This is a genomic window from Bacillus luti, assembly GCF_001884105.1.
Classification (GTDB): domain Bacteria; phylum Bacillota; class Bacilli; order Bacillales; family Bacillaceae_G; genus Bacillus_A; species Bacillus_A luti.
The window spans coordinates 1-15,427 of record NZ_MACI01000094.1; the positions used below are offsets into that span (position 1 = coordinate 1).

Genomic DNA, 15,427 nt, shown 5'->3' on the forward strand with positions numbered 1-15,427 from the left:
CATATGATGTAAGGACATACTAGGTATAAAAATATAGTTAAAGAGATGATGAATTTGAAAACAACTAAGAAAACATATTCGTTTTTTCATCGAATGTGGAGAATATTAAAGTATCAATATTATAAGTTGCTTCGGTCGCCAGAAGGAGCGAAGAAAGTATCATTAGGGTTTGCTATTGGCTTTGGTTTAGAAATGTTAGTAATTTATACGGCATCGCTCGTATATTTAATATTTTATCCAATCGTCAGGTTAGCGAAAGGGTCTTTTCCAGCAGCAGTCATTGGTAATATTATTGGGAAGATATCGTTTCTCCCAGTATTTTTATTTCCGCTTGCTTATGCATTAGGGAAAATGATTTATCCGTTTCCGCTGCAGAAACTACATCATAAACCATTTACAATATCAGATTTGTTTTCGAGCCATATTTTTACGATATTAAAGAGTTTATTGCAGAGTGAAGTGTATGTATTAATTGGAATGACGATTTTAGGAGCGGTGTTTGGTACTATTTCATATTTCGTTGTGCATTATTTATATGAGAAGAACCGGAAGTTACGTTTGAAGAAAAGAAAGAAACGAGTGCGAGAACCACTTGTGCAAATATAAAGAGTGTCACATTCATTTTCTCCTTTGAATATGTTTAAGAAAAAGGAGGGAAGCATGAATGTATTATTACGTACCTCAAGTATATCCATATGTAAATTATTATCCTGTATATGATATGAGTAGACAATACGAATGGTATCGACAACAACAATTGCAGCAATTATCACAAATACCACAACAACAGCCTACGCAGGAACAAAAACCATATTTAACAACATGGCCATATTCAAATGTATACTATGGTAATTATTACGAATCATAAAGCTGCTTCTATTTAGAAGCAGCTTTATGCGTTTGTTTTCAAAATTAAATTTTGAATGGTTTGAAGAGAATGAATGAGCTTCTCACGCTCTTCCTCAGATAATGTTTGGAAATTTTCTTTTAGTTTGTCTAAAATGAATTGCTGATACTGATTTACTAACAATTTCCCTTCACCTGTTAGGGAAATTAAAATGACCCGTCGATCTTTTTCGCTATAATGACGCTCTATTAGTTCTTCTTGAATCAGTTTGTTTAATAGAGGTGTCATGTTAGGCCGTGAAATCGCTAGCCGCTTGCCGATTTCGGAAACTGCTAATGTTTCATTTTCATGCAAAAGCAGTAATACTTGTGTATGTGATGGCGGCATATGTCTTTGAGAAGAAAATTCTCCAGGAAGCATAAATTTGCGATAAAAAAGAGGCACTAGCGAAAGAAGATGATCAACAATACGTTCCCACTCGCGTGATTCCATATAAAGGCCCCCTTCCACTATCATTGTAACAAAAAAGGCATGTTATAAAAATAGAATTGTTTCATGGAAACTTTAATATTTGTAAGCTAACACTTTTTTTGTAAATGAATTGGCAATAATCGTATAGCCAGTATCATTAGGATGTACTTGGTCAAATAGTAACTCTTTTTTATCATTCGATATTAATTTACGAATTGGTAAAACGATAGATGGTTGATTTGCTTTTGAAATGGAATAAACGGAGTCATTCCAGCCATCTAAAAACATATCTGCATAACTTGCGATAGAATCATCGAGTTGTAACGGGTTATAGAGTTCAGAGAGGATGAGTAAAGCATCCGGATTTTGATCTCGAACTGTTTTTACAATATCTTTTACATCCGCTTCAAAATGAGCTTTTTCTTTATTTAACATTTTAATGCCATCTATAACACCAACATCACGATTTAAACGGAATAAATTATTTCCCCCAATATTAATTGTAATAATATTTGCAGCTTTAATCTTTTGTTTTACATCTTCTGATTGAACTTTTTTAACGAGACGATCTGTTGTAAGACCGTTTATGCCAAGGTTTTCTACTGTAATTGGTTTATGAATTTGTGCTTCTATTTGCCTAGAGGCTAATTCAGCAAACCCACCTTGCGTTGATCCATAACCTTTAGCGAGTGAATCACCTAATACGAGGTGATAAAAGGAATCGTTTGTTTGCTTATCAATCCAACTTGGAGCGGATGTTTTTTTTGTTTTCTCTTCGGCTTCGTTTTGTTTTGTCTCATCGTTCTTTTCAAAATAAGAATAAGAAATGATTAGAAGGAGGAGACAAACAATTGTTAAGATGACTTTTTTCATAAATTCATCCTCCTTGTAATTGGTAATTGTATCATATTCAGCAGTATTAACAATGTAAGGGCATATTATATATCTATGAAAAGTTTACAATAACTTTACAGAAAATTTGTAGAAGTATGTCAAAAAATATTGACGATATGAAAGGACATTATATATGATAATGTCAGATAAGGTAAAACTACGCTTAGTGGGAACTCTATTTCCCGTTAATAGTTAGTCTTCAGTTATCAAGATTTTGTGGGTACTACCCGTTAAAGCGGAATGAAATAAAAATCGAATCTCTACTAGAAGAAAAAAGATATGAGGTTAGAGATAGAGGTTTATTTCATTATATTGGGTAAGTGTATAAGGGGGATTTTTTGTGAAAAAGTCAAAAAAAATGCTAGCTGGAGCAACTCTTGCTATTGGTGTAATGGCGCCGCAAGTATTGCCAACAACAGCTCATGCGGATGAGAACAACGGGGAGAGTACGGTTAACTTACGAATTCTAGAAACATCAGATATTCATGTTAACTTAATGAATTACGATTATTATCAAACGAAAACAGATAATAAAGTAGGTCTCGTGCAAACTGCAACGCTTGTTAATAAAGCACGTGAAGAAGCGAAGAACTCTGTCCTATTTGATGATGGGGATGCATTACAAGGGACACCGCTTGGAGATTATGTAGCGAATAAAATAAATGATCCGAAGAAGCCTGTGGATCCTAGTTATACACATCCATTATATCGTTTAATGAATTTAATGAAGTATGACGTCATCTCTCTTGGGAATCATGAATTTAACTACGGTTTAGACTATTTAAACAAAGTAATTAGTAAAACAGAGTTCCCAGTTATTAACTCGAACGTCTATAAAGATGATAAAGATAATAATGAAGAGAACGACCAAAATTACTTTAAACCATATCATGTTTTTGAAAAAGAAGTAGAAGATGAATCAGGGCAAAAACAAAAAGTGAAAATTGGCGTAATGGGATTTGTTCCACCTCAAGTTATGAACTGGGATAAAGCAAATTTAGAAGGAAAAGTTAAAGCAAAAGATATAGTTGAAACAGCGAAGAAAATGGTGCCAAAAATGAAAGCAGAAGGTGCAGATGTTATCGTTGCACTAGCGCATTCCGGTGTTGATAAGAGTGGATACAACGTTGGTATGGAAAACGCGTCGTATTATTTAACAGAGGTTCCTGGTGTAGATGCAGTATTAATGGGACATTCACATACAGAAGTGAAAGATGTATTTAATGGTGTTCCAGTTGTAATGCCTGGTGTCTTTGGAAGTAACTTAGGTATTATTGATATGCAATTGAAGAAGGTAGACGGAAAATGGGAAGTACAAAAAGAGCAATCGAAGCCGCAACTTCGTCCGATTGCTGATAGTAAAGGAAACCCATTAGTACAATCTGATCAAAAATTAGTTAATGAAATTAAAGATGATCATCAAGCGACAATTGATTATGTGAATACAGCTGTAGGAAAAACGACAGCACCAATTAATAGTTATTTCTCATTAGTACAAGATGATCCTTCTGTACAACTTGTGACAAATGCACAGAAATGGTATGTAGAAAAGTTATTTGCTGAAAATGGACAATATAGCAAATATAAAGGAATACCAGTTTTATCTGCAGGCGCACCATTTAAAGCAGGTGGCCGAAACGGTGCTACATATTATACAGATATTCCAGCTGGAACGTTAGCAATTAAAAACGTTGCAGATTTATATGTATATCCAAATACGTTATATGCTGTAAAAGTAAATGGGGCACAAGTGAAAGAATGGCTTGAAATGTCTGCAGGTCAGTTTAATCAAATCGATCCAAAGAAAACAGAAGAACAGCCATTAGTAAATATAGGCTATCCTACATATAACTTCGATATTTTAGATGGCTTAAAATACGAAATTGATGTAACACAACCGGCGAAATACGATAAAGATGGAAAAGTTGTAAATGCAAATACGAATCGTATTATAAATATGACATATGAAGGTAAGCCAGTAGCTGACAATCAAGAGTTCATCGTCGCTACAAATAACTATCGTGGAAGTAGCCAAACGTTCCCAGGTGTAAGTAAAGGGGAAGTTGTATACCAATCACAAGATGAAACACGTCAAATCATTGTGAAGTATATGCAAGAAACACCAGTTATTGATCCGGCAGCAGATAAAAATTGGGCGTTTAAACCGATTGTTGCAGATAAACTAAATACAACATTCGATTCTTCACCAAATGCACAAAAGTATATAAAGAAAGATGGGAAAATATCATATGTTGGACCATCTGAAAATGAATTCGCTAAATATGCAATTGATATAACGAAGAAGAACGATGATAAGGAAACTGGTGGAGAGAATCCAACGACGCCACCAACAGGTGAAGGTAATAACGGAGAGAATCCAACGACACCACCAACAGGTGAAGGTAATAACGGAGAGAATCCAACGACACCACCAACAGGTGAAGGTAATAACGGAGAAAATCCAACGACACCACCAACGGATGAAGGTAATAATGGAAATAACGCAGGAAATGGACAAACTACGACGGACAACCAAAATACAAAAGAAACAACTGTAAGTGAAAATAAAGAAGAACGTGATTTACCGAAAACAGGTACAAGTGTTGTTTCTACAATTGGAGCAGGCTTGGCGTTTGTTGGAGCGGGATTCCTTCTGTTATTTAGAAGAAAGAAAGCAAATAGATAGTAGAGGAATATAAAAAAGGATTACCGATTGAGGTAATCCTTTTTGTTATATTATGAAACTGGTACTGCTTTTTCTTTCTTCCATGAAAGGCCAAATCCAGTAAATCCAACGATAATCGTTAAGACTGGGCAAGCTAAACAGAAGATTGCGTATGGAAGGTAATCGAATGTTGGAACGCTAAGGACGTTTGTTAAGAATACGCCACTTACACCCCATGGTACGAGCGGGTTAATAACTGTACCCGCATCTTCTAATACGCGTGATAAATTACGACGTTCTAAACCAACTTCATCGTATTTGTTAGCGAATGCTTGTCCTGTTAAAACGATGGATAAGTACTGTTCACCAAGTAAGAAGTTTACACCAATTGCAGTTGAAGCAGTAGAAATAATTAAGCGTGTACTATTTTTTACGAAGCTAGAGATAATATTCATCAGCTGCGTGATTATACCCATGCCTTGTAATAATCCTCCCATACAAAGAGCTAGGAAAATAAGAGCAATTGACATCATCATACTTTGTAAACCACCGCGAGATAATAAGCTATCAATATCTTTAATACCAGTTTTAGAAACGTAACCGTCTTGCATAATTTTCATTAAATCAGCTAAAGAAGTACTAGGGTTAAAAATAAAGAGAATAATGATTCCTACTACGATTCCAGCAAGTAATGTTGGAACTGCCGGAACCTTTTTAAATGCGAATAGGAATAGTAATAAAATTGGAATGAGTGTAACGATAGAAATCGTTGCGTTTTTCTCTAATGTGCTAATAAAGTTTGTGAAGTCAACGTCTCCACCAGTACCGCTTCCTAAAATGAAAAATGCGATAAAAGCAATAATGAAAGCCGGAACTGTTGTCCAAAGCATGTTACGAATATGCTCAAATAAATCTACACCGGTTACCGCAGGAGCTAAGTTTGTTGTATCAGATAAAGGAGACATTTTATCTCCAAAGAATGCACCAGAAATAATTGCACCAGCAATAAGAGCTGAATCGTATCCAAGGGCAGTACCCATTCCCATAAAGGCAAGTCCTACTGTTGCGGCAGTTGTAAAGGCACTACCGATACTTGTTCCAACAATTGCACAAACAACAAAAACTGTAGGAACGAAAATTTTTGGAGAAACAAGTTGGAAGCCGTATACCATTAAAGTTGGAATTGTTCCAGCTGCGATCCAAACACTAATTAATACGCCTACAAGTAAGAAAATAAATATAGATGGAATACCAGCGGAAATACTACTTATCATTCCTTTTTCCATAGTAGACCAAGAGATTTTTTTCATAAATCCAAATGCTAATAAAAGAACGATACCAAATAAAATTGGGATATGTGGTGAAACTTCTAATTGGATAACACTAAAACCAATACAGAAAAAAATAAATAATGTTAAAAGAACAGATTCAATTTTTGAAACCATTGTTTTCCCCTCCTAAATAATTTAAAATAGCTCTTTTTTATATAAAATTCGCCAATATTGTTTATTTCCTTCTAAAATTTAGAATTTTGTGACAAATTACCGGTAATTGTCAATATCTCAATATGATACGGAAATGATTGGATAAAAAAACGTCCCTGCATATAATTATGCAGGGACGAAGAAATCGCGGTACCACCCTAGCTTGTGAAATGAATGTATCACAAAATAAAGGGTCATATGATATGCGCTAATAAAATAAAAACGCCCCTGCAATATATGCAGGGACGAAAAAATCGCGGTACCACCCTAAATTGTGAAACAGTGTCGTTTCACCACTCTTTAGACATAACGGTCTATAACCGTCTTTCACTACTCCTTACGTTTCGTAAAAGAAGCTCCAGGGGGTAATTCATAATTCGCTCTGTACTGGTTCGCACCGACCACCAGCTCTCTGAAATCAGAAATCGAAATACTACTAAATCCTATCAACGCCGATTCATATGATGTTAGTTAAATTTTTATCATATATTCGTCTTACATGTCAATAAAAATGTTCAAATTTTTTTTAGGGAAATAAAGGAGAAAGGTTTTAATACTGTGAAAACGTGCGTTATAATGAATTTGAAAGGGGAGGAAAGAGTGAAGAAAAAAATAATTCTTTTTACCACCTTACTAGTCGTTGGCGGAAGTGCTGGAATTTACACAGCTTTTGCAGCTGAATCAGAGCAGTTGAAACAAAAGCAAATACAGCAGTCAGAAGTGAAGAAAGTGAAAGAAACTGAAGAGAAGAAGTCGATGGAGAAAGCAGCTACGAAACTAGGAGTTTCTACTGAGGGAAAAACAAAAGAAGAGATTACGAAAGAAGTAAATACAGCAAGATTTGAGCAGCGCCATGATTTATTAATTGAGCATGCGAAGCAACTTGGAATTGATACAGAGGGAAAAAAAGATGAAGAGATTATTTTAGAAATTGGAAAGATACAACATGGAAAGTAGAACAACTTATCTTATGATAAGTTGTTCTTTTTTAAGAACTACTTGATTTAAAAATAATTGACAGCCTTTCGAATTTAATGTTAACTATATTTATAAACTAGTTAACATTAGGGGTGGCAATTGTGACTGTTAATAGTAAAACGACTGAAAAATCATCTTATACATATGAAGAATTATCGGAGAAAAATAAAGCTTACGTATGGCACCCATTTACACAAATGAAAGATTATTTAGAAGAAGATCCTGTCATTATTGAACGTGGAGAGGGAAGAAAGCTATACGATGTAAATGGAAATGAATACTGGGACGGTGTTTCGTCTATTTGGTTGAATGTTCATGGACATCAAATACCAGAATTAGATGAAGCAATTCGTGAGCAATTAAATAAAATTGCTCATTCTACTATGTTAGGGCTTGCTAACGTTCCATCTATTTTATTAGCAGAAAAAATAATTGAAGTTGTACCAGTAGGTTTGAAGAAAGTATTTTATTCGGACTCCGGTTCTAGCGCTGTTGAAATTGCAATTAAGATGGCCTTTCAATATTGGCAGCATAAAGGAAAACCGAAGAAACAAAGATTTGTTACATTAAAAGAAGCGTATCACGGTGATACCATTGGAGCTGTTTCAGTAGGAGCAATAGACTTGTTTCACCAAGTGTATAGTTCACTTTTATTTGAGGCAATTAAGATGCCTTATCCATATACATATCGTTCTCCTTATGGAAATAATAAGGAGGGAATTGTAAAAAAACATTTAGAAGAAATGGAAGAGCTACTAAAAGACAAGCATGAAGAAATTGCAGCAATTATTGTAGAGCCTTTAATGCAAGGTGCTGGCGGCATGATTACAATGCCAAAAGGATATTTAAAAGGGCTACGTAATTTATGTACAAAATACAATGTATTATTTATTACAGATGAGGTAGCGACTGGATTTGGGCGCACCGGGAAAATGTTTGCATGTGAACATGAAAATGTGACACCAGACATTTTAACGGCCGGAAAAGGTTTAACGGGCGGATATTTACCAGTTGCAATCACCGTAACGACAGATGAAATATATAATGCCTTCTTAGGAGGCTATGAAGAGCAAAAAACATTTTTCCATGGTCATAGTTATACAGGGAATCCGTTAGGGTGTGCGGTAGCAATTGCAAACCTAGAACTATACGAGAAAACAAATTTAATAGAAGAAGTGGCACGTAAAACAGAATATGTAGCGACGCAATTAGAAGAACTCTTTGCATATAAACATGTAGGGGATATTCGTCAGTGCGGATTAATGGTTGGAATTGAGCTTGTGAAGAATAAGGAGACGAAAGAAGCGTTTGAATGGACAGAGAGAGTCGGTGTTCAAGTATGTAAACGTTCAAGAGAGTTAGGTATGATTTTACGACCGCTTGGCAATACCATTGTATTTATGCCACCTCTTGCATCTACAATTGCCGAAATTGATGAGATGTTACGAATTTTATATAAAGCAATCTCAGATGTTACGGAGGGAGAATAATGAGTGGTTTCTTTATAACAGCAACGGATACTGAAGTGGGGAAAACTATAGTTGCTGGTGCATTAGCAGGTGTATTTAGAGAATTAGGATATAACATAGGGGTATATAAACCGTTGCAAAGCGGGCATGCTGCATCAAACCCAGAGGGAGATGCAGCAAGGCTAAAAATATTATCGGGTGTACTGACAAGAGAAGAAGAAATTTGTCCTTATTCCATTGAAGAACCGCTTGCTCCGAGATTGGCTATGAAAAGAGCTGGAAGGACAGTAATGTTAAAAGAAATTACGGATCACTATAATGAACTATTAAAAGAGTTTAATAGCTTATTTGTGGAAGGGGCTGGTGGGCTTGCAGTCCCATTTACAGAAGATGCTTTAGTGATTGATTTTGCAAAAAAATTAAAGCTTCCTCTTATTATAGTAGCGCGTCCTACTCTAGGAACAGTTAATCATACTGTTTTAACAATTTCTTATGCAAAAGCACACGGTTTAACAGTAGCAGGTGTAATTTTATCTGGTTGTAAAGAATATGAAAAAGAAAGAGCGCAAGAAAATAGAATAATGATTGAGGAGTTAAGTGGAGTGCCGGTTTTAGGGTTATTACCATTCCTTGAAGGAGAGTTTACAAGGGAAGAGTTATTAGAATCGGCAAAAGAGCATATTATGATTTCAAAATTAGAGGAGCTCATCCAAAATGAATCAAACGTGGCGCGTGCATCTTCAATCTAAAATAGAACAATTAAAGGAACAAGGGCAGTATCGTAATTTACATGTAACAGAGCGATCCGAAGAGACATGGCTTATTCGAAATAAGAAAAGGATGCTAAATTTAGCATCGAATAATTATTTAGGATTAGCTGGGGATGAAAGGTTGAAAGAAGCTGCTATTGCCTGCACAAGAGAATATGGAACTGGAGCGACAGCATCCCGTCTCGTTGTAGGAAATTATCCACTGTATGAAGAGATTGAGAGAAGTATATGCAATTGGAAAGGCACTGAAAAAGCTTTAATTGTAAATAGTGGATATACCGCGAATGTAGGGGCGATTTCTTCGTTAGCCTGCCGCCACGATATTGTTTTTAGTGACAAATTAAATCATGCAAGTATCGTTGATGGAATTATATTAAGCGGAGCAGAACATAAAAGATATCGTCATAATGATTTGGATCATTTAGAGAAGCTGTTGAAAATAGCGTCACCTGAAAAGCGGAAATTAATCGTAACTGATACTGTTTTTAGTATGGATGGTGATACTGCCTATTTGAAAGATTTAGTGCAGCTAAAAGAGAAATACGGGGCAATAATCCTAGTTGATGAAGCACATGCGAGTGGAATATATGGAATCGGCGGAGCAGGATTAGCTCATATAGAAAAAGAGATTGCTCAAAAAATTGATATACACATGGGGACGTTTAGCAAGGCTCTAGGGTGTTATGGTGCGTATTTGACAGGTGATGCAATTTATATAGAGTATTTACAAAATATGATGAGAAGCTTTATTTTTACTACTGCTTTACCACCAGGAACGTTAGGGGCGATACGAAAAGCAATTGAAATTGTGAAAGAAGATAACAAAAGAAGAGAGCGACTTGCAGAGAATGGTACATATTTCAGGACGCATTTACAAGAAGCTGGTTTTGATATTGGGAATAGCTCAACTCATATTGTACCGATTGTAGTCGGTTCAAATGAAAATACTTTACGGTTTAGTGAACGATTACAAGAGGTAGGTATCGCCGCAATTGCAATTCGTCCACCCACTGTTCCAGTTGGTAGTTCTCGAATTCGTTTTGCAGTTACATCACAACATACAATAGCTGATTTAAGATGGGCTATTCAGCATATTATACGTATCGGTAAAGAAGAGGGGTTTTTAGTATGAAAGAGCTAAAGATTATTTTTATTCCTGGGTGGGGAATGGAAGAAGGTGTTTGGACTTTAGTTCTACCATATTTTAAAGGATATTCTGTTCAATGTGTAGAGTGGCGTAACGTAAAAGAACAAAGTGAATTTGCGGAGCGAATAATAGATGTAGCGCATGATGAAAATGTAATTTTAGTTGGATGGTCACTAGGAGCGTTAGCAGCAGTACAAGCTTATAAAAAGGTTAAGGCGAAAGGCATGGTACTAATTGGTGGTACCGCTAAATTTACCAATACAAGTGACTATACAAGTGGATGGAATTCCTTGCATGTAGAACGTATGAAAAAGAACTTAACGAGAAAGAAAGCAGATACGTTGAAGCGTTTCTATGAAAATATGTTTACAAAAGATGAACTGAAAGAGAATACGAGTTTTGAAGAGATTGCGCTGAATTTTAAAGGAGACTCGATTCAGTCATTACAATTAGGCTTAGATTATTTAATAGAAACAGATATGAGAAACGAATTAACTGATGTCAAAATCCCGCTGTTACTTCTTCATGGAGAACAGGATGTGATATGTCCATTATCTGCAGCTCATAGTATGACAGAAAATACGAATGCTAAGCTAAAAGTAGTAAGTGAGGCTGGGCATGCATTATGTATAACGAATTTTGAATATTGCGCAAATGAAATCATTCAATTTGTAGAGGGGATACGACATGATCAACAAAACGTTACTGCAAAAACGGTTTAACGGGGCAGCTGTATCCTACGATCAATATGCAAATATACAAAAAAAGATGGCACATTCGTTACTTTCTACATTGAATCGGCGATATAGTGCAAATTCATCGATACGCATTTTAGAACTTGGATGCGGGACAGGATATGTTACAGAGCAATTATCAAAGTTATTTCCGAAAGCGCATATTACAGCTGTTGATTTTGCTGAAAGTATGATTGCGATTGCGAAAGCTAGACCAAATGTGAAAAATGTAACGTTTTACTGTGAGGATATTGAACAATTAAGACTAGAAGAAACATATGATGTCATTATTTCAAATGCCACATTTCAATGGCTAAATGATTTAAAACAAGTGATAAGAAATTTATTTGATCATTTGTCTATAGATGGGATATTACTCTTTTCAACATTTGGACATGAAACATTTCAAGAATTGCATGCTTCGTTCCGGCGGGCGAAAGAAGAAAAAAATATACAAAACGAAACATCGATTGGGCAACGTTTTTATTCGAAAAATCAGTTACACCATATATGTGAAATAGAAACAGGGGATGTGCATGTTTCTGAAACATGTTACATAGAGAGTTTTACAGAAGTTAGGGAGTTTCTGCATTCTATTCGAAAAGTAGGAGCGACTAATAGTAATGAAGAATCATATTGCCAAAGTCCCTCACTCTTTCGTGCAATGCTTCGCATATACGAAAGAGACTTCACGGAAAAAGAAGGGATAATGGCAACTTATCATGCTGTATTTGTGCATATAACAAAAGAGGGGAAGAGATGAAATGAAACAAGTACAAACAAAAAGGGATTGGAAAAAACTTGCATATGACGTAGTAGAAGAGAAAATGATTACGAAAGAAGATGCAATAGCGATATTAGAGGCTGATGATACAGAGGTTTTAGAAATTATGAATGCAGCTTACATCATCCGCCATCATCACTTTGGTAAAAAAATAAAGTTGAACATGATTATTAATACGAAATCTGGATTATGTCCTGAAGATTGTGGGTATTGTTCACAGTCTATTATTTCAGAAGCACCGATTGATAAATATGCATGGTTAACGCAGGAAAAGATTGTAGAAGGGGCGCATGAAGCAATTCGCCGTAAAGCGGGTACATATTGTATTGTAGCATCTGGCCGTCGTCCAACGGATAAAGAAGTCAATCACGTAATTGGAGCTGTTAAAGAGATTCGTGACACGACAGATTTGAAGATTTGTTGTTGTTTAGGTTTCTTAAATGAAGATCAAGCAGGGCGTTTAGCGGAAGCAGGTGTACATCGTTATAACCACAACTTAAATACACACGCAAACAATTATGATAGTATTTGCTCAACTCATACGTATGACGATCGTGTTGATACAGTTCAAAAAGCGAAGCAAGCTGGTATTTCGCCATGTTCTGGTGCAATCTTTGGAATGGGAGAGACAATTGAAGAACGTGCTGAAATTGCATTTGAATTACAACGTATAGATGCAGATTCTATTCCGTGTAATTTCCTTGTTGCTGTAAAGGGTACGCCGCTTGAAGGACAAAAAGAGTTAACACCAGTAGAATGTTTAAAAGTGCTGGCGATGATGCGTTTTGTAAATCCAACAAAAGAAATTCGCATTTCAGGTGGTCGAGAAATTAATTTACGTTCTGTACAGCCGCTTGGTTTATTCGCAGCAAATTCTATTTTTGTCGGCGATTACTTAACGACAGCTGGGCAAGAGCCGACTGCGGACTGGGGTATGATTGAAGATTTAGGATTCGAGATTGAGGAATGTGCATTATAAGATAGATGGAAAAGCAAACCTTTAAAAAGGTTTGCTTTTTTTGTAAATAAAATGTAATAAAAAGCCATTATGACTTGATATGAATGGTTTTTCAGCAAGAAAATGAATTTTTGTGGACGAATTTTCCAAGCCCTATTTGTACATAGTAAATATGTAATTTATATTGGGTTGGAGGATTTTACATGCATAAATACATATTAGCGATTATGATTTGTCTAATTTTAATAAAAGCAATAAGTGCTGATCCAGTTAAGGCCGCTGAAAATCCTGAACAAAAAGAAATGCAGCAAAGAATTGAACAACATTTTCGAACGAAAGCTGAACATTTTGGCTTGAAAACGGAAGGGAAAGATTTAAAAGAAGTACGAAAAGAAATTACTATTATAGAAGAAGCGAAGAAAAGAGAGAATGTATGGAGAACAGCGCAAACTCTTCGTATACAAACAGAAGGAAAAACGATGGATGAATTAATAAAAGATGTACGGAAAAAAGTAAAGAAATAAAAAAGAGGCCGTAGCCTCTTTTTTTATGCCCATTGTTTTGATAAATGAGCCATTTCAATCGCAGCAACGGCGGATTCATAGCCTTTATTACCAGCTTTCGTGCCAGCACGTTCAATCGCTTGCTCGATCGTTTCAGTCGTTAATACACCGAAAATAACTGGAATGTCTGTTTGTAGTGATAAAGATGCAACACCTTTTGCTACTTCATTACAAACGTAATCGTAATGTGTTGTAGCACCACGAATTACAGTCCCTAATGTAATAACAGCATCATACTTCCCGCTACTAGCCATCTTTTTAGCGATTAAAGGAATTTCAAATGCGCCAGGAACCCAAGCAACATCGATATCAGTTTCTTCTACACCGTGACGCTTTAATCCATCTAAAGCTCCGCCGAGTAACTTACTTGTAATAAATTCATTAAAACGTCCAACAACAACCCCAACTTTTAGTCCTGTACCAACTAAATGACCTTCGAATACCATAATAAATCTCTCCCTTAATTATAAGTTTAGTAAATGTCCTAATTTGTTTACTTTCGTTTGTAAATACGCTTTATTTTCTTCTTTTGCGGGCATTTGCAATGGTACACGCTCAATCACTTCTAAATCGTAACCTTGTAAGCCAGCAATTTTTCGTGGATTATTCGTTAATAATCGTAAATGTTGTAAACCTAAATCCTTTAAAATTTGAGCTCCAATACCGTAATCACGCAGGTCAGCTGGGAACCCAAGTTTTTCGTTTGCTTCTACAGTATCGAATCCTTCTTCTTGCAATTTATAAGCGCGGAGCTTATTAAGAAGGCCAATGCCTCGTCCTTCTTGTCTCATATAGAGAAGAACGCCTTTTCCTTCACGCTCAATTTGAGCAAGTGCAGCATGGAGTTGTGGTCCGCAATCGCAGCGGCACGAGCCAAATACATCTCCTGTTAAGCACTCAGAATGGACGCGTACAAGTACAGGCTCTCCTGTTGAAATATCACCTTTTACGAGTGCGATATGTTCTTTCGTATCTAATGAATTAGAATAGCCAATTGCATGGAAAGTACCGAAATCTGTAGGTAATGTAATTTCCACTTCTCGCGTCACTAATGTTTCATGGTGGCGGCGATAAGCAATTAAATCTTCTATTGTAATCATTTTTATATCAAATTGTTTTGCACACTGTAGTAAATCAGGTACGCGTGCCATCGTACCGTCTTCATTTATAATCTCACAAATGACTCCAGCTGGTTCTGCTCCGCAAAGCTGTGCTAAATCGACAGCAGCTTCTGTATGACCAGCACGGCGCAGGACACCGCCTTCTTTCGCAATTAATGGAAAGATATGTCCAGGACGATTGAAATCAGCACCTTTTGATGCAGGATTTAATAATTCTTGTATCGTAGTTGCACGTTCGTGAGCGCTAATCCCTGTTGTTGTAGAAACATGATCAATGCTCACTGTAAATGCAGTATGATGCGAATCTGTATTATGAGCTACCATTGGTTCTAATTGTAGACGTTCTGCGTACCCTTCTGTAATTGGTACACAAACGAGACCACGCCCATGTGTAATCATAAAGTTAATTGTTTCTGGCGTAATATACTCTGCTAAAGCGATAAAATCTCCTTCATTTTCACGGTTTTCATCATCACATACGATAACAACTTTTCCTTGTTTTAAATCTTCTAGAGCTTCTTCAATACGATGAAACATAATGC

General features: G+C 36.0%; 16 protein-coding genes and 1 other annotated feature. Of the genes, 11 read left to right on the plus strand and 5 right to left on the minus strand.

Features of this window, described 5'->3' with window-relative positions:
- The first annotated feature begins 45 nt into the window (after positions 1-45).
- Both BAQ48_RS23925 and BAQ48_RS23930 read left to right on the plus strand, forming a co-directional pair.
- The gene (locus BAQ48_RS23925) at positions 46-606 is read left to right on the plus strand and encodes a DUF2062 domain-containing protein (RefSeq protein WP_071713073.1); all 561 of its coding nucleotides are present in this window, start codon (positions 46-48) and stop codon (positions 604-606) included.
- Between the two features lie 58 nt (positions 607-664).
- Positions 665-868 carry a hypothetical protein gene (locus BAQ48_RS23930; protein ID WP_071713074.1) on the plus strand — a complete coding sequence of 68 codons (204 nt, stop codon included), beginning with the start codon at positions 665-667 and terminating at the stop codon, positions 866-868.
- A gap of 24 nt (positions 869-892) precedes the next feature.
- Here the strand turns inward: BAQ48_RS23930 and BAQ48_RS23935 are convergent, their stop codons facing one another.
- Positions 893-1,339 carry a MarR family winged helix-turn-helix transcriptional regulator gene (locus BAQ48_RS23935; protein ID WP_000445815.1) on the minus strand — a complete coding sequence of 149 codons (447 nt, stop codon included), beginning with the start codon at positions 1,337-1,339 and terminating at the stop codon, positions 893-895.
- Positions 1,340-1,411: 72 nt separating this feature from the next.
- Positions 1,412-2,191, minus strand: coding sequence for a GDSL-type esterase/lipase family protein (locus BAQ48_RS23940; RefSeq protein ID WP_071713075.1), 780 nt, complete (start codon positions 2,189-2,191; stop codon positions 1,412-1,414).
- Positions 2,192-2,552: 361 nt separating this feature from the next.
- On the opposite strand from BAQ48_RS23940, the gene cpdB reads away from it, so the two are divergent.
- Positions 2,553-4,898, plus strand: coding sequence for a bifunctional 2',3'-cyclic-nucleotide 2'-phosphodiesterase/3'-nucleotidase (cpdB, locus tag BAQ48_RS23945; RefSeq protein WP_071713076.1), 2,346 nt, complete (start codon positions 2,553-2,555; stop codon positions 4,896-4,898).
- A 50-nt stretch (positions 4,899-4,948) separates the two neighbouring features.
- On the opposite strand, the gene nhaC is transcribed toward cpdB, so the two are convergent.
- On the minus strand, positions 4,949-6,322 hold the full coding sequence (gene nhaC / locus BAQ48_RS23950) for a Na+/H+ antiporter NhaC (protein ID WP_071713077.1): 1,374 nt from the start codon (positions 6,320-6,322) through the stop codon (positions 4,949-4,951).
- A 277-nt stretch (positions 6,323-6,599) separates the two neighbouring features.
- Positions 6,600-6,820, minus strand: a binding site (T-box leader).
- Positions 6,821-6,961: 141 nt separating this feature from the next.
- On the opposite strand from nhaC, the gene BAQ48_RS23955 reads away from it, so the two are divergent.
- The 8 genes from BAQ48_RS23955 (at position 6,962) to BAQ48_RS23990 (ending at position 13,725) form a co-directional block, all read left to right on the plus strand.
- A complete protein-coding gene (locus BAQ48_RS23955; RefSeq protein WP_071713078.1) occupies positions 6,962-7,318 on the plus strand; it encodes a hypothetical protein in 357 nt (118 codons plus the stop codon).
- Between the two features lie 122 nt (positions 7,319-7,440).
- On the plus strand, positions 7,441-8,829 hold the full coding sequence (gene bioA / locus BAQ48_RS23960; RefSeq protein ID WP_071713079.1) for an adenosylmethionine--8-amino-7-oxononanoate transaminase: 1,389 nt from the start codon (positions 7,441-7,443) through the stop codon (positions 8,827-8,829).
- On the plus strand, positions 8,829-9,557 hold the full coding sequence (gene bioD / locus BAQ48_RS23965; protein WP_071713080.1) for a dethiobiotin synthase: 729 nt from the start codon (positions 8,829-8,831) through the stop codon (positions 9,555-9,557). Before bioA ends, bioD begins: the two co-directional genes overlap by 1 nt.
- Positions 9,523-10,710, plus strand: a complete 1,188-nt coding sequence (gene bioF / locus BAQ48_RS23970; protein ID WP_071713081.1) for an 8-amino-7-oxononanoate synthase — start codon at positions 9,523-9,525, stop codon at positions 10,708-10,710. The genes bioD and bioF overlap by 35 nt, the downstream gene beginning before the upstream one ends.
- A complete protein-coding gene (locus tag BAQ48_RS23975; protein WP_071713082.1) occupies positions 10,707-11,447 on the plus strand; it encodes an alpha/beta fold hydrolase in 741 nt (246 codons plus the stop codon). The genes bioF and BAQ48_RS23975 overlap by 4 nt, the downstream gene beginning before the upstream one ends.
- Positions 11,413-12,222 (plus strand): malonyl-ACP O-methyltransferase BioC, encoded by an 810-nt coding sequence (gene bioC, locus BAQ48_RS23980; protein WP_071713083.1) that lies wholly within the window; start codon positions 11,413-11,415, stop codon positions 12,220-12,222. Before BAQ48_RS23975 ends, bioC begins: the two co-directional genes overlap by 35 nt.
- A 1-nt stretch (position 12,223) precedes the next feature.
- Positions 12,224-13,222 (plus strand): biotin synthase, encoded by a 999-nt coding sequence (bioB, locus tag BAQ48_RS23985; protein ID WP_000815850.1) that lies wholly within the window; start codon positions 12,224-12,226, stop codon positions 13,220-13,222.
- Between the two features lie 182 nt (positions 13,223-13,404).
- Positions 13,405-13,725: a hypothetical protein gene (locus BAQ48_RS23990; protein WP_000549772.1), complete on the plus strand. Its 321-nt coding sequence runs from the start codon at positions 13,405-13,407 to the stop codon at positions 13,723-13,725.
- Positions 13,726-13,748: 23 nt separating this feature from the next.
- Here the strand turns inward: BAQ48_RS23990 and ribH are convergent, their stop codons facing one another.
- Together ribH and ribBA are read right to left on the minus strand one after the other, a co-directional pair.
- Positions 13,749-14,210: a 6,7-dimethyl-8-ribityllumazine synthase gene (gene ribH / locus BAQ48_RS23995; protein WP_000230901.1), complete on the minus strand. Its 462-nt coding sequence runs from the start codon at positions 14,208-14,210 to the stop codon at positions 13,749-13,751.
- A gap of 18 nt (positions 14,211-14,228) precedes the next feature.
- A complete protein-coding gene (ribBA, locus tag BAQ48_RS24000; RefSeq protein WP_071713084.1) occupies positions 14,229-15,422 on the minus strand; it encodes a bifunctional 3,4-dihydroxy-2-butanone 4-phosphate synthase/GTP cyclohydrolase II in 1,194 nt (397 codons plus the stop codon).
- Positions 15,423-15,427: the final 5 nt, after the last annotated feature.